The organism is Streptomyces sp. NPDC046900 (assembly GCF_040644975.1).
In the GTDB taxonomy this organism is placed as follows: Bacteria; Actinomycetota; Actinomycetes; order Streptomycetales; family Streptomycetaceae; genus Streptomyces.
Window position 1 is genome coordinate 97,684 of record NZ_JBEYXD010000020.1, and the last position, 20,073, is coordinate 117,756.

Consider the following 20,073-nt stretch of genomic DNA (forward strand, 5'->3'; position numbering starts at 1 on the left):
CGCGCACCCTGCTGCTGGGGACACCCCTCCTCGGACCGGATCCCAGGGTGTCCGCTCGCATGGGGCCCGGGGCCTGGACTGTCAGCTTCCCCGTGCCGGCATGGCGCCGGGACGGGGGCGCTGCCGGCTGAGGGGAGCCGCACCATGGGAAAACACCAGCGCCCTCACCATCAATGGCCCGTGGCGCCTCGGCTACGGGCAGACCGGGTCGGACACCGAATCCTTCGTGCCCACGCCAGTCGTCCGGAAACTGGCCCGGAACGCGCCAGGCGTCACCCCCAGGTGCCGTACGAACGCTCTGCGCAGCGACTCAGGCGAGCCGAACCCCGTGCGCCGCGCTACCACCCGCATGGAGTCATCACCCGTCTCCAGCAGCACCTGGGCGGCTTCCAGCCTGACCTGCTCCACATACCGGGCCGGAGTCGTCCCTACCTCTTCGTAGAAGAGGCGGGTCACGTGACGGACGCTCACGCCCGCCCTGCGTGCCATCGCCGACAGTGTGTGGTTGCCACCGGGGTCCTCCGCGACCGCGTCCAGGACTCGACGCAGCACCTCCTGGCGGGGGTGCGGCGCCCGGGAGCGGACGCTGAACTGGGACTGGCCCCCCGGTCGCTGCATGAAGACGACCATGTCCTTGGCGACCGCTCGAGCGACCTGCGCACCGTAATGATCTTCGACGAGTGCCAAGGACAGGTCGATACCGGCGCTGACACCTGCCGAGGTCATCATCTGCCCGTCCCGCACGAAGAGGGCGTCCGGTTGGACCCGCACGGACGGAAAGCGAAGGCCCAGTTGGCGTGTGTGCCGCCAGTGCGTCGCGGCGCGACGCCCATCGAGAAGTCCGGCCGCCGCCAGCAGAAACGCTCCCGTGCATACCGATGCCGTGCAGTGGGCCTTCTCATGCAGTCGCCGGACCACGTCCAGGAGCGCGTCGTCCTTGATCAGCGTTTCCCATTCGGGACCGCCCGGGATCAGCAAAACGTCGCACGGCTCACGTACCTCATCGGCAGCAAGGTCGGCGCTGATGCGGGTCCCGGCAGAGGTGACCACTTCCGCCCCGTCCTCGGACGCGATCTGCACCCGATAGCGCCCGCCGAACTCGTTCGCCGAGTCGAACACCTCGATGGGGCCGGTCACATCGAGCAGCCGCACCCCCGGGAAGACGAACACGGTCACGGTGAGTGTGCCCGTTCCGGGTCGGTTGCGGTTCATCGGAGACCTCCGGGCCGTGCGGGGTGTGGACACGGCAGGTTCCTCAGCGTGCCGCCGCCGATCAGTGCCTCGAGAGGGCCGGCGCTTGGGTCGCGGCCCGGTCTGCCGGCGCCGGTGATGAAGAGCGCCCCGTTCATAGCAAGCTCCTACGCAACGACGGATGTGGGGTGGGCCCCCCACAAGGTGCCGACCCGTCGAGCCGGCCTCCCCTACCGGGCGCCTGCCCCGGCAGACGTGCCGCCCCACCACATATGCCGCGGGCTGCACGATCCGCGCCCAAGGGCCGTGTCCAGCTCCTTGAGGGGCCGGGGTGCGAGAGCCCCAGCGCGGGTCAGACAGCCGATCACAGCTGACGCCCGGAGCCCGTTCACCGGAGTTCCCGGTGCCTATCATGTGCCTGTCACCAGGACCCGTGCCACGACCGGCGCACTCCCTGCTGGTAGGCAAAACCTTCCAGTCCGCTCTTCAGGAGTGGCATGCAGCTGCTCCTCCGTACATGGCACCCCGAAGAAGCGTGTTATCGGCTGCGCCGCGAGCGCCAGCGGCGCTATCGCCTCCCTGTGCAAACGACGGTCGGCTATCAGTAGACGGTCGCTCGACGAGAGAAGCCTGCCGACCTGAGCGAGCGGGCCAGTGCCGGCGCAGGCCGGGAGTACCTGGTGATGTGTCAGACCTGACATCCGTCCAGGAACCGGGGGAACAACGCAGCTCGCGCCTCTGGCCGGTCGGCACCTCCCGGCCCGTTCAGCGTCGAACGATGATTGACTGGCTCCGGAAAACGCAGCGCCAACCCCCGGGAGAACCCGCAGCCATGAGCGTCGCCTACACATACGAGTACAAGGTCGTCACCTTCCGCGAGTCGCTCATCGGCGACGCCCTGGACAGCGACAAGCTGGAGAAAGTTCTCAACAAGCACGCCGAGGACGGCTGGGGGCTGAAGGCGATAACCTCCGCCGACGTCAAGGGCCGCATCGGGCCGGGCGCGGTCGAGGGCCTGCTCCTCACCTTCGAACGGCCGCGCCAGTAGCGGTTGCGAGGCCCCGTCCGTCCTGGAGCACGGCTGCCACGCCGGCGCAGGCTTGATCGCACGGATGCGCCTGGTGTCGCGGCCTGTGACGGGCACCGGTCGGACGGGGCAGGCCTGACTGCACGGGTCGGCGACGGCACGTGATCCGCACGACCAATCGTCGGCGGACTGGGGCACGCTGACCGACCGGTTCGCCACTATGCCGCCCCACCCCGAAGTCCCCGCGGCACTGCGTCGGCTCCGCGATCAGGGCTTCCGGCTGTTCACATTCACCGACAACACGCTGGGGATCTCAGGGCGGCAGTTGGAGAGGGCAGGCATCATCGACCTGTTCGAGCGCCGCTTCAGCGTCGGCGAAACCGTGCGACGCGACAGACCAGCGCCTGAGGGTTACCGATCGATGGCCGCCGCGCTCGACGTCGACCCCGGCGACATCTGTCTGATCGCCTGCCATGTCTGGGACACCATCGGCGCTGTCGCCGTCGGCTGGCAGGCCGCGCTCATCCTGCGCGAGGGCAACGCGCCACTCGACGTCGGCCCCCAGCCGGACTACGTCGGGCAGGACCTCGATGCCATCGCCGACCAGCTGATCAAGCGGTTCCGACCATAGGACACGCGCCGCCGAGTCAGTACGTCAGACCACGTCCTCGGCGCCACAGCTCCCAGCGCCGCCTGAGCCGTTTCGAACCATGCCCAGGCCGTAGAACGTCTCCCGTTGGCGCATGTCTGCCCCAGGAAGGGCCGCCCGGGTGAATGTCCTGCCGACTGGCCCGACCGGAAATCGTCTCGGCCAAGCAGCTCGGCAGACTGTGTGAATGCGGTTGCAGAAGCAGATTCCCACCTTGATCCATCAAACCTGGAAAGACACCGATGTACCCCCGAAATGGAGGAAGTGGGCTGACTCTTGGCGTCTGCACCACCCTGACTGGGGATACCGCCTGTGGACCGACGCCGACAATCGGGCGTTCCTCCAGGAGCACTACCCATGGTTCCTGCCGGTCTACGACGGCTATCCAGAAGCAATCATGCGGGCCGACGCAATCCGCTATTTCCTGCTCGACCACTTCGGCGGGCTCTACGTGGATCTGGACTTCGAGTGCCTGAGCCCGGTCGACGGAATCCTTGACGGGCAGGAGCTCGTCCTCGGCTGCGAGCCGGAGGTACACACACGGCTCTTGCTGGCGCGCCGGCGCGGATTCGGCCGCATCGTCGGCAACGCGTTCATCGCATCACGGCCGGGCCACCCTTTCTGGGCCCATGTCCACCGGCAGTTGGTCGGTGCCCACAAGCTGCCCGACCCTCTCGACGTCACAGGCCCCTTCTTCCTCACCCGCGCGATCGACAGCACCCCGGAGGCTGACTCGATCACGGTCCTCGGCCCGGAGGTCCTGTACCCCAAGGTGAGCCCGTACACAACAGAACTGTTCGGCCCTCAGAAGGCCGACTACGAGCGTGCGTACGCCGTGCACCACTGGTCTGGCAGCTGGGTGCGCGACGTCCCCGCAGCGCCGCGGACTTCAACCGGCAAAAGGGTCCCGTTCTGGGCGAGCCAGGAGCTGCAACCGCTCGCCGACGGTCTGCTCAGCCTTGACGCACAGCGCCGCCGCTGGGCCTCGGGCGCGCCCGCACCGACCGTGTCATGCCTGATGGTGACCAAGGACCGCTCGTCGACGGCCCGCCGCGCGATCAGCTGCTTCCGTGCGCAGACCTATTCGAACCTGGAACTGGTCGTCGTGGAGGACGGCACGGACGACACCCTTGAGCAGCACATCCGCGAGCTGAGCGACTCGCGGATCCGCCATCACCGGCTTCCCCCGGAAGGGCGTCCGTTGGGCGAGCTGCGCAATGAGGCGGTGGACCGGGCCACCGGAGCCTACGTTTGCCAGTGGGACGACGACGACCTGTACGACCCGGAGCGGGTCGAGACACAGATGGCGGCGATTCTCGCACTCGGCGCCGAGGCCTGCTTCCTCGCCCGTGAGCGGCTGTGGTGGCCCGCTCGCCACAAGCTGGCCATCTCCTGCGCGCGCGTCTGGGAAGGGTCGATGGTGTGCGCCAAGGAACGGCTCCCGCGCTACCCGGCGCAACGCAGGGGCGAGGACACCCCAGTAGCCGAAGAGGTGGTGAGCACCTGTCGGGTCGTATCGGTCGACGCACCCGAGCTGTACACGTATGTGTGTCACGGTGGTAATACGTTCAACGAGTCACATTTCGAAGAGCACTTCGAAGTGGCGACCGAGATCTGGGTCGAACGCGGCGCTTACATCGAGCGGTTGCTGGCCATGGCGACCCGCCTGCCGATCGAGCCCCAGGAGATCGCCCAGGCTGAGACCGATCGCGCCGCCCGAGCCTCCGCGCGCAGAGCGCAGACGACGGCCGAGTCCGCCCCTGGCCCGGCGAGTGAGCGGCCCCTGGTGCTGGTCCTCACCCCCCTCAAGGACGCGACCGCGTTCCTGCCCGGCTACCTGGACAACCTCCGCGCCCTTGACTACCCGCGCGAGGCGATCTCACTGGGCCTGCTGGAGGGCGACAGCAAGGACACGACGCCCGAACTGCTCCAACAGGTGGTGCCGAGCCTCCAGGCGGAGTACCGGAGGGTCACCCTCGTACAGCGTGACTTCGGCCTCCAGTTGGCGGGCCCCCGTTGGGAGCCCTGCGTCCAGCTCCGGCGTCGGTCGGTGCTGGCCAGGGTGCGCAACCATCTGCTCTCCCGGGCCCTCGCCGACGAGGAGTGGGTGCTGTGGCTCGATGCCGATGTCACCGGCTACCCGGCGGACCTCCTCCAGCACCTGCTCGGGGCGCGCAAGGACATCGTCGCCCCGCACTGTGTCACCACGACCGGTGGACCCACGTACGACCTCAACACCTTCGTCCTTCACCCCAGAGCCGGCACGCTCAACTGGTCCCAGTGGCTGCGCGACGGCATTCTGCAGCCCCCCAGAGGATTCGGCCGAACGTACCTCGACGAGTTGCGCGGGCAAGGGCTCCTCCGCGTGGACTCGGTCGGCGGCACCGCATTGCTGGTACGCGCGGACCTCCACCGTGACGGCCTGAACTTCCCCTCCTTCCCGTACCGGCGCCTCATCGAGACCGAGGGTCTCGCCGCGATGGCCCGGGACATGGGGACCGCCTGCTGGGCGCTGCCCGACCTGGAAGTGCTGCATCCGCACCATGTCCCCGATCCAGCGGACATCGAGGCCGTGTCACCGTCCTGATCCTCCGGGGGGATCGATACCCAAGCGCCGGTCCGTCGCCCCACAACACGGGGCTTGTCGACACTCCCTCAAGTGAGCCATCCCGAACGTCACGCCATGGGCCAGAGGACAGCGGCGCCGAGACCACCGTGGAGAGCAAAACGGTGACCGTACGTCGACGTCCCCACGGCACCGAGCGTTCCTGGGCCGCCGGTGGCCGGACTGTCCTCGAGCTCGTCAGCCCGGCCCAGAGCAGCCGTCAGGTCCGCCCGGAGCCCGCCGAGGGAGCTCGTGACCGACCGCAAGAGCCGGACACCCGGGCATCGGGCGGCCCGTCACGACCTCGGCCCAGATCGGGAATTGGGTGATGCCGATCAGGCGAATCGTGGGGAATCACGGCGTGACCGCTAACAGGAGTAACCGCTTTGACACGCTGGGTAGCCAATTTTACGGTGACGCCACTGCCCCTGCGGAGCAGTTCACCGCGGCATGAGGGCAGCCCCCTACCTCGAAAGAAGGCCCACCGTGAAAGCTCGTGTCATATCCTCCCTGGCCCTCCCTGCTGCACTGGCAACCGCCGGACTCCTCAACACCGCGGAGGCGGCCTATGCCGCCGCCCTCAATGCGGACCCTCTCGCGGCGTCCGCACCGTCCGGGTACCAACAGCAGCCGACAAGCGGCGACGTCGCCCTCATCTCAAGCTCCGCGCACCCCTGCACCCCCATGGGCAACGTCACCATCTCGCACTACGGCCACCATTGCTGCTCGCACATGAGCAATGTGACCTTCTGCCACTACGGCCATCATCATTCACACCACCACGACTACGACTACGACGACTGGGACTGACAGCGCCCCACCCGGTAGGTGATCCGGCGGGTCTCCCGGGACATGGCCCCCGAACAGGGGTTCCCCGGGGGTCGCAGACGCATGACAACGCACCATCCTGCGACCCGTGCCCGCTGGATCCTCCTCCCGTCCCGTTCCCTTCCGAAACGAAAGACGGCGCATGCCTCACAGATCCGACCCCGTGGTTTCGGTGGTCATCCCGTGCCACAACTACGCCCGCTATCTGCCCCAGGCAGTGTCCAGCGTCCTCGCCCAGACGTTCCGCGACTGGGAACTCGTCATCGTCGACGACGGCAGTACCGACGACACCGCCGAGGTGACCCAGGGCCTGATCGCCCGCCACCCCGACCGGAGCATCAGACTGCTCCAACAGGCCAACGCCGGGGTCTCCGCCGCGCGCAATGCCGGAATCGAGGCCAGTGCCGGCCGCTACATCCTTCCCCTGGACGCCGACGACGTGATCGCGGCCACGATGCTGGGGAGGACCGTCGCGGTACTGGACGGCGATCCCGGCATCACCATCGCATCGACCGATGTGTTCACCTTCACCGACGACGATCTGCCCCCGCAGGTGATGCCCCTGCCCGCCTACAGCAGAGAGTTGCTGCTCCAGCGACTGATCATGTTCTACTGCTCGCTGTACCGCCGTGAAGCGTGGCAGACCGTGGGCGGGTACGACGAGAGCATGCGGGCTGGAGAAGACTGGGACTTCTGGATCGGCTGCGCCGAGCACGGCTTCGACGCCTACCACATCCATGAGCCGCTCTTCGGGGCGCGCAACAAGGACACCGGACTGCACCTGGAAGCCGCCGAGAACGACCTGGCCATCCGGGCGCGGATCGTGGCCAACCACCCGGGCCTGTTCAAGCCGATCACTCGTGGCTGGGCACACGCCGTACTCGGCCAGGACGCGGAAGCCTGCCTGCGGGACGAACACGTGCCCGACGACATCCTCACCCGGGCCACCGAGATGGACCAGTTCCTTGCCGCGGTCATGGCCCTGCAGCGAACCACGCGGGTGCAGTACTACCACATCCGGCGGCTGGAAAAGGCGCTGGCCGACCAGAACGGAACCGCCGAACCGCCCACCCAGGAGGCCGAACCCGCGCCGACGGCTTCCGCCGTGTGACGCGGTACCCCTCTCCCCTGAATCGTCGTCAACGTCGCCGTCCCTGTACCGGAGGCGTCCTGGCACGCCGCGCCCTGGGGACCCATCCACCGATCGCAGACCAGCCGGACGCCGGGACTGTCGGATGCCTCGCAGCGCACGCTGGAGGACAGGCCGACGCTCCTGGCCGGCCTTACGAGGACGGCGACGTGCGGCGGATACCACGCAGCTCGAAGCCACGGACCAGGCGGCGAGCATGCATCAGGTGGGCAAAGAGACGCTCGATGATCCACCTCCTGGGCAGCACCACGTACCCCTTCTGGTCGTCGCCGCGCTTGACGATCGAAACGACCAGCGCAATCGCAGCCAGGCAGTACGCGACACGGCGGCCGGGGCAATCGCCACCATCAGCCCACAACAAGGCCAACAGGTGTGCGTCCGTCCGCTAGCCCAATTGACCCCCGGGCGGCGGTGCGGCGCGGTCGTCCCGATCTCGAGTCGGTGGTCGACCCATCCGCTTTGAGAGAAAGTGTCTGCAACGTGGCCTCCTCTTTGGTCAGCTTGAGCCTGGCCGAGGCCTCGGCACCCACGAACCCCTGGTATGGCCGGACGGTACCGTCCGGAGCCACTCCGTGGTGTTCCCCACCGCTCTCGCTGGGTACTCGTGCCGTCCAGCACAGGAGTCCGCGGGACGCCACGGGCGTCCGAGGAGTGATCCATCGTGTCCCGTCCGGCCGGCGGTCGGCAGGTGCCCGCCACTGCGGCACGGAAGGACGAACGCGCCCGAGGGCCGCGGGTGACGCGGCATCCGGCGTGGAGCATGGCGATCGGGGCGCTGTCCGTGTCGGGCTCGGCCGTCCTGCTCGATCTGGCACACACTTCGCCGGGCACGGCGTCATCCTACCGGTGTGCCCTGGCCCTGCCGGCGCTGCTCGTGCTCGCGGCCGCGGAACGCCGTCGTACAGGCGCTGTCCCCCGGCACCGGTACGGACTTGCGCTGTTCGCGGGGGCGCTGTTCGCCGGTGACATGCTGCTGTGGACGCAGGCCATCGGCGAGGTCGGGGCGGGTCTGTCCACGGTGCTGGTGAATGTGCAGGTTGTGTTGGTGCCGTTGCTGGCCTGGGCGGTCGACCGGGAACCGGTGCCCCGCCGCTTCCTCTGGTGGCTGCCGGTGCTGCTGGTGGGAGTGGGGCTCACCGGCGGATTGCTCGAGCAGGGTGGGACGGTCGGTTCCGATCCGCTCCGGGGTACCGTCCACGCGGTGCTGGCGGCGGTGTGCTATTCGGGGTTCCTGTATCTGCTGCGCCGCGGGGGCCATGAAGGGTCGGTACGGCAGGTGTACACAGCGGTCGTCGCCTCGGCGGCTGTGGTTTCGCTGGCCGCGGGTCTGCTGTGGTACGGGTTCGACCCGGCCCCGGGGTGGCGGGTCCTCGGCTGGCTGCTGGCGGTGGCCGCGTGCAGCCAGGTCGTGGGGTGGCTGCTGGTCGCGGCCGCTTCACCCAAGCTGGCCAGCCATGTCGGTGCGGTTCTGCTGCTGCTCACCCCGGTCGGTGCGGTAACTCTGGGCGCGGTCGTACTGGGCGAGCGCCCCAGTCCCCTGCAACTGGTGGGCTGCGTGCTGATCCTGGTCAGCGCGTACGTCACCACGGCCCGGGGCGTCACGTCGGCCGACGGACAGGGTGGCAGGCGGAAGCCGAGGCGGGCGCGGTGAACACGGTGTCGAGCCTGCCCTAGCCAGACAGGTCCAGGGAGTTCGCCAGGCAGCGTCACGTCACAACACGGGGAATCCACACGAAGCAAGCTGCATCTCCGTAGATCACCGAACTCCGTCGGTGTCCCGCAGGGGCCGGTCGAGGAGGGCCCGGGCGCTGTCAGGGCGAGCAGACAGCTCGCTGCCGACGCGGGCGGTCGGGATCAGATGAATCGTGGTCCCTGCTCGCGCCGTTGCGGCCTGCTACGCCTTGCGCCTGGCGTAGGGCCTAACAACCGCGTCGCAGCCGCCCCCAACCGGCGCCGGGCCTGTTCCATCGAGACATGGAAACCGCACCACCGGCCCTGCGCACCCGCTTCACTGAACTCGTCGGCTGCACGGTGCCCGTCCAACTGGCCGGCATGGGCCGGGTCAGTGGCGTCGACCTCGCCGCCGCGGTCTCCGAGGCCGGCGGACTCGGCATGGTCGCCTTCCCCACGGCGACACCCGAGGTCCTCACCGGGCTGCTGGAGGAGGTGCGGCAACGGACCACCCGCCCGGTGGGGATCAATTTCATCCTTCCGCTGCTCCAGGACGACGCGTGCATCGACATCGCCGCGCAGCGGATGTCCGTCGTCGAATTCTTCTGGGCGCCCCCGTCCCCCCGTCTGGTCGCCCGGGTCGGTCCAGGCGGGCGGGGCGCTGACCGCGTGGCAGGTCGGCTCGGTCGAGGAGGCACGGGAGGCGGCATACGCGGGGTGCGACTTCGTCGTCGTCCAGGGAGCGGAGGCGGGCGGGCACGTCCGCGGATCCCAGGCCCTGCTGCCACTGGGCAGCGAAGTGACTGAGCACGTCGACATCCCTGTCGTCGCGGCCGGTGGCATCGCCACCGGCAGATCCGTCGCCACCGTTCCCGCCGCCGGCGCCGACGGCGCCCGTATCGGGACACGGTTCGTCGCCACGACCGAAGCCGACGCGCACCCGGAGTATCAGCAAGCCCTGATTCGGGCCACCTCCGCCGACACCGTACTGACCACCCAGTTCTCGGTCATGTGGCCTGACGCACCGCACCGGGTTCTGTCGGGCTCGGTCGAGCGGGCGCGCGCCCTCGACACCGACATCGCGGGCGAGGCGGTGCTGGCCGGCGCCCTCGTACCCGTCCCCGCATCCAGTCCTGTCTGCCCGACGCGGACGACCACCGGGCACGTGGACGCAATGCCGCACTACGCAGGGCAGGCAGCCGGCGCCATCACCAGGATCGAACCCGCCGCAGAGGTCATGCGCCGGCTCACCACCGACGCGACCACACACCTGCGCGAGGCGTCCGCCGGCCGGAATCCCCACTGACAACACACCCGAGAGCCCTGCGAGATCCCGGCAGCCGAGATCGCGCCCGGTCACTGCCGCAGGGCGTATCTCTCAGCTCTCTGCGGCTGGGTGGTGGCGCCGGTAGTGGCGGGCGACGCGCACGCGGTTGCCGCACGCTGGGGAGCACCATTCCCGCCGCGCGTGGTTCTTGATGAAGAAGAGCACGCAGTTCGGTGCCAGGCAGGGGCGCAGGCGATTCCGGTCCGGTCCGGTGAAGAGTTCGACGGCCTGGTGCGCGATGAGCTGAACGGCGAGATCCGCGGGCGTCCCGGAGCCCCTGTAGGCACGTGACGGTTGTCCGTCAGCCGGCCAGACGAGCTCGGGCCACGCTCGAGTGAGAGTGTTGAGCGTGGTGATCGCCTCCGGCCGCGTCAGTTCCGGCGCCGTAGCCGGAGGGCGCGGATCCTCGGTCGCCTCCGCTGCCAGCCGTCGCAGCGCGTCACGCAGCGTGCGCAGCGTTCCGGCCATCGGGCGCACCACGTTCTCATCGAGCTCGTCCGCACTGATCTCGGCCTCGGCCCCCAGCCGGCCGGCCACCGCGCGCAGCCAGGCCGCGGCGCCGGCCTCGCTGTCGAGGGTGTCGTGAGTGCGGCCACGGTCGACCATGACGGTGTTCATCAGCTCGACCGGCAGCGGTTCCCCCAGGAGCGGCGCGCTTGTGGGCACTTGCTCGGTCATCATGCCACCCACGATACCACTGGCTAATGGATGGACAGCAGGCCATGCATTTGACAGTCAGGGAATTGCGCGTCACGCTCCTAATGTCAAACAGATGACTCAACCATTAGAGGTTGGGTCCATGCCACCAGAAGGAGCCCGTAATGTCGACGCTGCCCCAGATCAACCCCGCGGAGGCCACCGGCGAGGCCGCCACCCTGCTCTCCGATCTCAAGAAGAGCATCGGCTCCGTCCCGAACATGGCCAAGGCGATGGCAAACAGCCCTGCCCTGCTCAAGGGGTGGATGGGACTGTCCGGCGCGCTCGCCGGCGGAGTGCTGGACCCCGCCGTCCGCGAACGCATCGCACTGGCGACCGCCGAGTACAACCGCTGCACCTACTGCCTGTCCGCCCACACCCTCCGGGCCAAGAACCTCACCAAGCTCGAAGGTGACGAAATCGAACGTGCCCGCCACGCAGAGTCCACCGACCCGCACGCTGCCGCCGTGCTCGCCCTCTCCGACGCCATCGCCCGAGGCCGCGGCACCATTGATGAGGCCACGCTCAAGACCGCCCGCGCCGCCGGTGTCACGGACGCCGAGATCGCCGAGGTCGTCGGCAACCTCGCCCTGAACATCCTGACGAACTACTTCAACATCATTGCCGGCACCGACAACGAATACCCCCTCGTCACGCCGCACCAGCACGCCTGACGCCCCAGCCGTGCGGGGCGGCCCCTGTCCTGCCCATGGACGCCCCGCACGCCCCACCTCGCGGCCCTGGCTCCGCAGTCCCCGGAAATCGGTGGCCCAGGCCGCGCTCGCCCAAGCCTCAGATCGAGAAGGCGACAGCCACGCAGCGCCGTCACCCCCCTGCAGGCCTGAAAGTGACAACCCTTCTCCACGCCACGGTCTCGGTCAACGCGCTCGGTGCCTTGGACCTCCTGCAAGTCGCGGCCACCGGCCTCAAACCCGGCAAGAACTACACACTGTGGCTCACCGAGCGGCGCACCGCCCCCTTCGGCCACAAGCAGACGCTCACCATGTTCACCGCCAACGCCGCGGGCGCACAGGTCAGCCAGGCCATCGGACTCCTCCGCGAGGTACTCACCCCACCGAAGCCCTCGAACTCGGCACCAGACCAGCGCGACCTGATCATCACGCCTTCGGGCAGCGCCAACGCCGTAGCCACTCAGGACCGGTACCAGCCCATGCCCCCTCCGGAGAAACCGTCCCCGCAACCAGCCCCGGCCGCGGGCGGCACGTAGGTCTGACCTACCGGGTGGAGACGCTCCCAACCGGTGGAGAACCATCAAGTCGCTCCTACGCCCATGGGACAGCGGTCGCTCGACGACGCCCGATGGTCCTTTGGCAACGCTCGGCCCAGAGTGGCTGGATGGCGGCCAGGTGAGGGCCGGGAGCCTCCGCGGTGCATAGCAATGTCGAGAAAGTCAGCGACACCGAGCGCGCCCTCACAGCCAGTCAAGGTGGCGACGCCATAGCCTCCGACTCGTCCGGCGCGGGCAGCCACAAGTGATCAAGCGCACACCTCCGCTGGGCGCCGCTCAGGCGCAGAGCCACAGGCTTCCCGTACGGCCTCGACAGTCCCCATATGAACGATAAAAATGAGGACTCCAGCGTGGGCGAGGGAGAGAACGTGACAGCCGGTTTCCGCGATGTACGGTCGCTTGCGCAGTCCGTGACCATTTCGGACGTCGCGGAGGCGGCAGGCGTCTCTCGGCAGACGGTCTCCAACGTGCTCAACGCACCGGACCGCGTCCGCGCCGAGACACGGGAGCGGGTCACCCAGGCCATCGCCGACCTCGGCTACCACCCCAACCATATGGCGCGCTCCCTGCGAGCGAGTTCACCCCGCATGATCGGTTGCCGCATCCTGCCGGTGCACGCGGAGACGGTGGCCGCCATCCAGGACCGCTTCCTGCACGCGCTCGCCGAGTCGGGGCAGGAGTGCGACCACCATGTGCTGCTCTTCACGGCTGCGGACGCCGCCGCGGAGACAGAGCGGTGCACAGCCCTTTGGCGCGCAGGCGCCGTGAGCGGTGTGGTGCTCTACGACATGACGCCGGACGATCCCCGGCCGGGACGGCTCAGGGCTGCCGGCGTGCCGTTCACGGCCTTCGGGCGTACGGCGGCCGACACGGAGCACTACAGCTGGGCCGACGTCGACAACGCGGCGGGGACGGCCTCGGCCGTCGACCACCTGGTCGCCGCCGGTCACCGACGCATCGGCTTCCTGGGGTGGCCCGAGGGGTCCAGCGTCGGCGATGCGCGCGCACACGGCTGGTTGATGGCCATGGACCGGCACGGTCTGCTGGCCGGGAGCCACCGACTCGACGTACGGGGCGACGACACGACCTCGAGTGGTACCAGGCTGATGACGAAACTCCTGGACAAGCCTGGCCCACCGACCGCCGTCGTCGCGGCGACCGACACGCTCGCGGTGGGGGCGCTCCACGCGGTGCGCGACCACGGCCTGTATCCCGGTCGGGACATCGCTGTGGTGGGCTTCGACGATTCTCCTGCGGCTACGGCGCTCGAGCTGTCGAGCGTTCGTCAGCCGATCGAGGAGGTGGGCCGGCTGGTCATGGCGGAGGTGCTGCGGCTGACCGGCCGGAGTCCCGGTCCGGACGTCGAACCGCCCGCGAAGCCGCTGCACCGGCTCCTGGCACCCGAGTTGGTCGTCCGCGCGAGTTCGGCGCCGGTACAGGCCCCGCCGGCACCCATCGATTCGGCCCAGCCGCTTCGTCTGTAGCGGCCCGATGTGTGCGGCGGCACGCCCTCAACCGAGCGGCGCAGGCGTCCGCGTGGCGACGGTGACCTCTCCCCCGGCCGGTACGTGCCGCACAGTGCCCGCCGTCTCCACCGGGAGCGGCTCACCCGTGTGGAGCCGCACGGTCGTACCGTCCTGTCGGATGTCCACGTCGAAGACACGGCCCCGCCAGCGGAGCCGCTGCAGGGTGACACCTTCCAGCGAGCCGGGCAGAATCGGGGCGACGACGACCCGGTCGGCGCGCCAGCGCAGCCCCGAGTAGCCGTACAGGAACTCCTGCAGGAAGCCGCCGTGCCCGGTCAGGAACGTGAAGGCGCCCCCGGTGCGGGCCTCGGCAAACTGCTCGAAGGGCGGTCTTACGAACGGTTCGACACTGCGCCGGGTGTACTCGAATGCCGCCTTGGCGTCGCCTAGTTCGGCATGGACGATGGAGTGGACCGAGTCCGTCATCGACGGCCCGTCTTCGTGGGTACGGGATGCGTAGTACTCCAGGTCGGCACGCGTGACCTCGGGGGGCTGCGGGTTCTCCCACGGGTAGGTGAGCATCACCACGTCGGCCTGCTTGATCACTTGGCCCTGGTACCCGGCGAACTCCGGGTGGATTTGCCGTACTTCGTCGAACGGGACGACGATGCGTTCCGCGACCTCGGCCCATCGCGGGTCGGGGCTCTCGCCGAGGGCCTCAGCCGCGCCGGCAGCGAAACGCAGGGATTCCCGGGCGGCGACGTTGGTGTAGACGGAGTCGTCGTGCGGTCCCATGGCGTACTCGTCCGGCGGGATCACGCCGTTGATGTGGCAACGCCCCTCGGCGTCGGTGGTGACGCGGCTCGCCCAGAAGTCCGCGACGGCGCTCAGCACGGGCAGTCCCGCGGAGCGCAGCCACTGCTTGTCGCCGGTCGCGAGCCAGTACTGCCAGAAGGCCAGGGCCACATCGGCGCTGATGTGCTGTTCGAGGCGGCCGAAGGGCGCCCACGCAGGGGTGTCCTCGTCACCGGTGAGTCCGCTCTCCCAGGGGAAGCGAGCGCCCCGGTGTCCTCCGGCGGCCGCGCCGGCACGGGCCGCGTCGAGCCGGGCCACACGGTAGTCGAGAACGCTTCGCGCGATCTGCGGATGCTGGGCGAGCAAGCCGGGCCAGATCCAGGTCTCGGTGTCCCAGAACACGTGGCCGTTGTAGCCGTCACTGGACAGCCCGGAGGGCGACGGTGACCACGGCGAGTCCTCGTGCACGCTCGTGAGGAGATAGAACTTCGCGGCCCGTACGCGGCGTTGCAGCAGGGCATCGCCGCGGATAACGATGTCGCTCTCCCATTCGCGTTGCCAGACGCGCCGGTTGTCGTCCGCAAGTCGTGTGTGTCCCTCGCGGGCGGCCTGCTCGGCGTGGACCCGGGCTGTGCCCAGCGGCTCGTCCGTGGAGTGGGAGGTGACCACGGACACGTACTTGGTGAACGTCAGAGGGCGTCCCGGGGAGGTGCGGACGCGGATCGTCTGCGCCGCGGTGCCGTCCGGCTCCGGAACGGGCTCGACGTGGCCGGGTCCGTGCAGGACGGAGACGAGCGCGGCCGTGACGCCGCTGCCCTCGGCCTCCACAAGCGTCCAGATCTGCCCGTGGCCCCCGCCCCGCCCCGCGGTCCGGGCGCGCAGCGCGGCACGCTCGTCCAGCGCGTCGGTGACGACGAGCTCGCCCTCCCAGTGCGGCGTGACCGTCACGCTCACGACGGCCACGTACGGCCGGGACCGATCGGTGAACACCTCGTAGCGCACGTCGGTGATCCGGCCCGCCGGTGAGGTCCAGCGGGCGTCCGTGGTGATGGCCCCGGTACGCAGGTCGAGGCACTGCCGATACCGCTCGATGCCGCGCGCCGCCCCGGCGCGCGGGCTGCTCACCGGGGCCCAGTCGTCGCCGGCCGGCCACTCGCCCTCGGCGGGTACGCTCTCGCGCGCGCCGGGTGGGCAGGTGAATGCGGAGTTGAACGAACCGCTGCCGTCGCTCACATCGAGCGTGGACCACGCGGGCAGGGACGCCTTTCGGGACCATGTGCCGTCCCGGCCGGTGTAGAAGCCTGCGACGTGGAACTGGGTGCGGACGGGAGCCTCTGCGAAGCCGTTGCCGGCCGCCGGGACGCGTGCGGCGAAACGGCCGTTGCCGGTGAAGGTGGGGTGATAGTCGACGAGCGCGGCCACGTGAGGGTCCCCGGGGCCGGAGCCCCGGTGAGCATCGTCCGTGGCCAGCACCCATGCGTCGGCAGCCGGGGCGGGACGGTCGCGGGTCGGGGCGGTCAATTACTTCAGCCCTCCCGCGGTGAGGCCGTCGACGATCCGCCGCTGGAAGAACAGCACGGCCACGACGAGCGGCAAGGTCACCACGACCCCGGCGGCCATCTGCGTGCCGAACGGCTGGTCGTACTTGTACTGCCCGGTGAAGAGGGAAAGGATCACGTTGGCCGTCATCATGTGACGGTCGTTCACCACGCTGACGGCGATGAGGAATTCGTTCCAGGCGCTGATGAAGACGAGGATGGCCGTGGTGAACACGCCCGGCGCGGCGAGCGGAAGCACGACCTTGCGAAATGCCTGCGCCGGTGTGCATCCGTCGACCTGCGCGGCCTTCTCCAGCTCGGCCGGCATCTGACGGAAGAACGCGGTGAGGTTCCACACGGCCAGCGGCAGGGCGAAGCTCATACTCGGGACGATCATCGCCTGGTAGGTGTTGATCCAGCCGACGTCCGTGAAGAGCCGGAGCAACGGGACCACCAGGATGATCGGCGGGAACATCGACGCCGCGATGATCAGTGTCAGGATCAGGGTCTTGCCGCGGAATTGCAGTCGGGCCAGGGCGTATCCGGCGAAGATGCCGACGACCAGAGTGACGGCGGTGGTGATTCCGGCGACGACGAGGCTGTTGACGAGGGCTCGGCCGAACCCGTTGTGCGGATCGAAAGCCGCCGTGTAGTTGTCGAAGGAGGCCGGGGCGGGCAGGGGCGCGTTCGAGAACTGGTCGGCCGGCCTGCGCAGGCTGGAGACCGCCATCCAGTAGAACGGCGCGATGCAGTACGCGACGACGGCGGCGATGCCGAGCCGCCGGGCCCAGGCCCCGGTCCGCCTCCTTCCCGTCGCCCCGCGCCGTGGCAGTCGTGTGAGAGACAGCGTGCTCATGACTCACTCCTGGTGCCCCGGCCGAGCAGATCGGCACCGAACAGCTTGACGAACGCGAGGGCGACGATGGCGATGTAGACGAACAGGACGGTCGCGTACGCGGCGGCCGAGCCGAAGCGCAGATTGGTCATCTCGTTGAAGGCGGACATCGACAGCGTCTCGACCGAGTGCTTGCGTGGCCCCACCAGGACGTACGGCAGGTCGAACATGCGCAGTACGTCCAGCAGGCGGAACAGGACGGCGACCACGAGGGCCGGGCGGACCAGGGGCAGGGTGATCCGCCAGAAGACACGCCACGACGAGGCGCCGTCGACACGTGCGGCCTCGTACAACTCGCCGGGGATGATCTGCAGTCCGGCGAGGACGAGCAGACCGATGAACGGTGCGGTCTTCCAGGTGTCGGCGATGACCACGGAGAGCCAGGCGTGGAACCCGTCGCTGTTCCACAGCACTTGGCTGCCCAGGAGTTGGTTGGCGACTCCCTGGCTGTTGAAGATCCACTTCCAGAGTATTCCGGAGATCGCGGTGGGGATGGCCCAGGGCACGAGGACGGCGGCGCGGACGAGCGCGCGGCCGCGGAAGGCACGGTGCATCACCAGCGCCATGAACACGCCGATGACGACTTCGAGGGTGACCGAGGCCAGGGCGAAGGACGTGGTGTTCCACCAGGGGCGCAGCAGCCGGTCGTCCGAGAAGACATTGGCGTAGTTGCCGGTTCCGTAGTGGGAGGTGTTCGCCACGAAACCGGTACGCGGATCAATGCCCTCGGTGGACACCTGGAAGGACAGCCGAAGAGCGGCCACCACGGGGTAGCCGATGACCAGGACGAGGACCAGAAGCGTCGGCGAGAGCAGGGCCGCTGCCAGGCGGCCGGTCCCGGCGCGGCGCGAGGTGCGCTCGGGCCGGGACGCCGGGGCCGTGCGCCCCGGCGTCGAGGTGATCACGGACACGAGCGGACCCGCCTACTTCTCGGCGATCGCCGCGGAGAGGTTCTTCTGCATTTCGGCGAGGGCCGCGTCGACGGGCGTCGAGCCGCTCAGCGCGGCCGAGGCGCTCTCCTGGATGGCGGCGGTGGCGTCGCCGTAGTGCACCACGACCGGCCGGGGTGTCGCCGTGGCCAGGGACTGCTTCAGCGTGTCCAGGTACGGGAACTGCTTGCGCAGCGCCGGGTCGTCGTAGAGGTCGGTGTACGGCGGGGCCGCCGAGGTGACCTTCAGGTTGGTGCGGGCGTTCTCCTCGTTGGAGAAGAACTTGATGAAGTCGAGCGCGGTCGCCTTGTGCTTGGCGAACTTGCTGATCGCGAGGTCGAGTCCGCCGAGGCTCGACTTGCCGGGCCCGTCGAGACCCGGCAGCGTGGCGACGCCGAACTTTCCGGCCACCTTGCTGGAGCCGTCCTTGGCGTTGGCAAGCGTCCACTGGTACGGCCACTGCCGGTGGAAGAGCAGGTTGCCCGCCTGGAAGGCACGCCGGCCGTCCTCCTCCTCGTAGGTGGCGGCCTGCTTGGGGATGGTGCCGTCCTTGAAGCCGTCGACGAGGAACTGCAGGCCCTTCTTGGCGGCGTCGGTGTCGACCGTCGCCTTGCCGTTGGCATCGACGACGCTGCCGCCCGCGGAGGCCACGGCTTCGGAGAAGTTGACGGTGAGGCCCTCGTACTTGTCGAACTGACCGGCGTAGCAGCCGATGCCCTTGCCCTCGGGAAGCTGACGGACCTTCGCGCAGTCCTGCTTCATCTCGGCCCAGGTGGTCGGCGGCTGAGCGTTGATCTTGCCGAGCAGGTCCTTGCGGTAGAAGAGCAGACCGGCGTTGGTGTTGAACGGGATCGCGTATTGCTTGCCGAAGTAGTTCCCGGTCTTCACGACTGCGGGGATCATCTTGTCGAGGGGGAAGTCCTTGGCGGGCAGCTCGTCGATCCATTGGTTGGCCGCGAACTCGGCGACCCAGATCGGGTCGAGGTTGAGCACGGAGTAGGCGTCCGACTTGGTCTGGGCGTTCTGGATGAACTGCTGGCGCTGTTGGTCCGCGCTCTCCGGCAGTTCGACGAGGGTGACCTTCTCGCTGGGGTGCTGCTTGTTCCAGCGGTCCAGCTGGCTCTGCAAGGTACCGGTGGTGTCCTTGCCGGTGGCGAGGGTGATCGGGCCGCGGTCGTTGGACTTCTCCGGGCCGCCCTTGGAGTCCGAGGAGCCCGAGTCGCTGCATCCGGCGAGAACCGACGCGCACACGATCGCGGCCGTCGCCGCCGCGGCCAGTCGCCGCGGCCTCGCTCCCCCGGAGCCCGGGGGTGTCTGTCCCGCACCCAACACCATCCGCAACGAACTCACCGTGGCCTCCTCGCTGTTCACCGACGCATCGCTGAGCGCACAACAACACGGCTCCCGTCGGCGACTCATCGACGACCGAAACCCAGATTTGATCGTTCAAGATGGCCTCGCGAGAGTGTCCCGTCAACCCCCTGGAACGGAACTTCCCACTCCAACTGACCTGTCCACGCTCGGTCATGGCCCGTGTGGACCATTCCATCCGCTTCCGCAGTCTCCTGAAAATTTGATCGTTCATATACGACTTCTTCGCCCGATTACGGCGAGGAGCACCGACACAGGGCGCCGGAACAGGCCTCGACGGCCCGCGCTGCTACGACTGGGCCTGGGTCCAGACCAGCCACGGCGCCATCACCACTTGCTCATCCGCCGCAACGGACCACCGGCGAACTCGCCTTCTACCTGTGCTGGTCACCCATGCCGACTGCGGCTAAGATCACGGCAACTACCATCGTGAGGTCCACGAAGCTGGGCATCAGCCCGTGATCGCCCGCCGCGGCACCGGGCACGGGACCGGAATCAGCACCCGCCGCCGGGTCGTGGAAGTCGGCCTCGCGCTCCTGCACGGGTTCCGCCGCCCGCGCATTCGCCGGGAAACCCGCGCCGATATCCGCCAACCCTTCGGCACCCTCGGCTGCGCCAACATCTGCCGGCGACGCCTCAAGACCCGACTTCACCCCGGAACGTGATCAGGCCCTGGACGCCGCCGG

17 protein-coding genes and 2 pseudogenes are annotated in these 20,073 nt (G+C 68.8%); 12 read left to right on the forward strand and 7 right to left on the reverse strand.

Going from position 1 to position 20,073, the window contains the following annotated elements:
- Positions 1–192: 192 nt before the first annotated feature.
- Complete coding sequence (locus ABZ904_RS21440) at positions 193–1,212, reverse strand: GlxA family transcriptional regulator (RefSeq protein ID WP_359393608.1); 1,020 nt, start codon at positions 1,210–1,212, stop codon at positions 193–195.
- Between the two features lie 811 nt (positions 1,213–2,023).
- On the opposite strand from ABZ904_RS21440, the gene ABZ904_RS21445 reads away from it, so the two are divergent.
- The 5 genes from ABZ904_RS21445 to ABZ904_RS21465 all read left to right on the forward strand — a co-directional run bounded on the left by ABZ904_RS21445 (position 2,024) and on the right by ABZ904_RS21465 (position 7,411).
- The gene (locus ABZ904_RS21445; RefSeq protein WP_359393611.1) at positions 2,024–2,239 is read left to right on the forward strand and encodes a DUF4177 domain-containing protein; all 216 of its coding nucleotides are present in this window, start codon (positions 2,024–2,026) and stop codon (positions 2,237–2,239) included.
- 199 nt (positions 2,240–2,438) lie between these two features.
- Positions 2,439–2,849, forward strand: coding sequence for an HAD family hydrolase (locus tag ABZ904_RS21450; RefSeq protein WP_359393614.1), 411 nt, complete (start codon positions 2,439–2,441; stop codon positions 2,847–2,849).
- Between the two features lie 205 nt (positions 2,850–3,054).
- On the forward strand, positions 3,055–5,454 hold the full coding sequence (locus ABZ904_RS21455; protein ID WP_361825064.1) for a glycosyltransferase: 2,400 nt from the start codon (positions 3,055–3,057) through the stop codon (positions 5,452–5,454).
- Positions 5,455–5,958: 504 nt separating this feature from the next.
- Positions 5,959–6,282: a hypothetical protein gene (locus ABZ904_RS21460; protein ID WP_359393620.1), complete on the forward strand. Its 324-nt coding sequence runs from the start codon at positions 5,959–5,961 to the stop codon at positions 6,280–6,282.
- 160 nt (positions 6,283–6,442) lie between these two features.
- On the forward strand, positions 6,443–7,411 hold the full coding sequence (locus ABZ904_RS21465; RefSeq protein ID WP_359393623.1) for a glycosyltransferase family A protein: 969 nt from the start codon (positions 6,443–6,445) through the stop codon (positions 7,409–7,411).
- 172 nt (positions 7,412–7,583) lie between these two features.
- Here the strand turns inward: ABZ904_RS21465 and ABZ904_RS21470 are convergent, their stop codons facing one another.
- The gene (locus tag ABZ904_RS21470; RefSeq protein WP_361825066.1) at positions 7,584–7,817 is read right to left on the reverse strand and encodes a hypothetical protein; all 234 of its coding nucleotides are present in this window, start codon (positions 7,815–7,817) and stop codon (positions 7,584–7,586) included.
- 294 nt (positions 7,818–8,111) lie between these two features.
- On the opposite strand from ABZ904_RS21470, the gene ABZ904_RS21475 reads away from it, so the two are divergent.
- The 3 genes and pseudogenes from ABZ904_RS21475 to ABZ904_RS21485 all read left to right on the forward strand — a co-directional run bounded on the left by ABZ904_RS21475 (position 8,112) and on the right by ABZ904_RS21485 (position 10,427).
- Positions 8,112–9,101, forward strand: a complete 990-nt coding sequence (locus ABZ904_RS21475) for a DMT family transporter (protein ID WP_361825068.1) — start codon at positions 8,112–8,114, stop codon at positions 9,099–9,101.
- A gap of 323 nt (positions 9,102–9,424) precedes the next feature.
- Positions 9,425–9,658 (forward strand): annotated as a pseudogene (locus tag ABZ904_RS21480) (nitronate monooxygenase); the annotation flags it as partial.
- Between the two features lie 124 nt (positions 9,659–9,782).
- Positions 9,783–10,427, forward strand: a complete 645-nt coding sequence (locus ABZ904_RS21485) for a nitronate monooxygenase (RefSeq protein ID WP_359393680.1) — start codon at positions 9,783–9,785, stop codon at positions 10,425–10,427.
- Positions 10,428–10,499: 72 nt separating this feature from the next.
- Here the strand turns inward: ABZ904_RS21485 and ABZ904_RS21490 are convergent, their stop codons facing one another.
- Positions 10,500–11,129: an ABATE domain-containing protein gene (locus ABZ904_RS21490; RefSeq protein ID WP_359393631.1), complete on the reverse strand. Its 630-nt coding sequence runs from the start codon at positions 11,127–11,129 to the stop codon at positions 10,500–10,502.
- 140 nt (positions 11,130–11,269) lie between these two features.
- On the opposite strand from ABZ904_RS21490, the gene ABZ904_RS21495 reads away from it, so the two are divergent.
- The 3 genes from ABZ904_RS21495 (at position 11,270) to ABZ904_RS21505 (ending at position 13,877) form a co-directional block, all read left to right on the forward strand.
- Positions 11,270–11,818: a carboxymuconolactone decarboxylase family protein gene (locus ABZ904_RS21495; RefSeq protein WP_359393633.1), complete on the forward strand. Its 549-nt coding sequence runs from the start codon at positions 11,270–11,272 to the stop codon at positions 11,816–11,818.
- 173 nt (positions 11,819–11,991) lie between these two features.
- Complete coding sequence (locus ABZ904_RS21500) at positions 11,992–12,372, forward strand: hypothetical protein (RefSeq protein ID WP_361825070.1); 381 nt, start codon at positions 11,992–11,994, stop codon at positions 12,370–12,372.
- Between the two features lie 344 nt (positions 12,373–12,716).
- A complete protein-coding gene (locus ABZ904_RS21505) occupies positions 12,717–13,877 on the forward strand; it encodes a LacI family DNA-binding transcriptional regulator (RefSeq protein ID WP_359393637.1) in 1,161 nt (386 codons plus the stop codon).
- Positions 13,878–13,904: 27 nt separating this feature from the next.
- On the opposite strand, the gene ABZ904_RS21510 is transcribed toward ABZ904_RS21505, so the two are convergent.
- Genes ABZ904_RS21510 through ABZ904_RS21525 form a run of 4 tightly spaced genes read right to left on the reverse strand, consistent with a single transcriptional unit; the run spans position 13,905 to position 19,366 of the window.
- On the reverse strand, positions 13,905–16,175 hold the full coding sequence (locus ABZ904_RS21510; RefSeq protein WP_361825072.1) for a glycosyl hydrolase family 65 protein: 2,271 nt from the start codon (positions 16,173–16,175) through the stop codon (positions 13,905–13,907).
- Entirely contained in the window at positions 16,176–17,048 is an 873-nt protein-coding gene (locus ABZ904_RS21515; protein ID WP_359393642.1) for a carbohydrate ABC transporter permease, read from the reverse strand.
- On the reverse strand, positions 17,045–17,992 hold the full coding sequence (locus ABZ904_RS21520) for a sugar ABC transporter permease (RefSeq protein WP_359393644.1): 948 nt from the start codon (positions 17,990–17,992) through the stop codon (positions 17,045–17,047). The genes ABZ904_RS21515 and ABZ904_RS21520 overlap by 4 nt, the downstream gene beginning before the upstream one ends.
- Before the next feature lie 18 nt (positions 17,993–18,010).
- Positions 18,011–19,366 (reverse strand): ABC transporter substrate-binding protein, encoded by a 1,356-nt coding sequence (locus ABZ904_RS21525; RefSeq protein WP_359393646.1) that lies wholly within the window; start codon positions 19,364–19,366, stop codon positions 18,011–18,013.
- Between the two features lie 476 nt (positions 19,367–19,842).
- Between ABZ904_RS21525 and ABZ904_RS21530 the strand changes: the two are divergent.
- Positions 19,843–20,052, forward strand: a pseudogene (locus ABZ904_RS21530) (IS5/IS1182 family transposase); the annotation flags it as partial.
- Positions 20,053–20,073 lie beyond the last annotated feature (21 nt).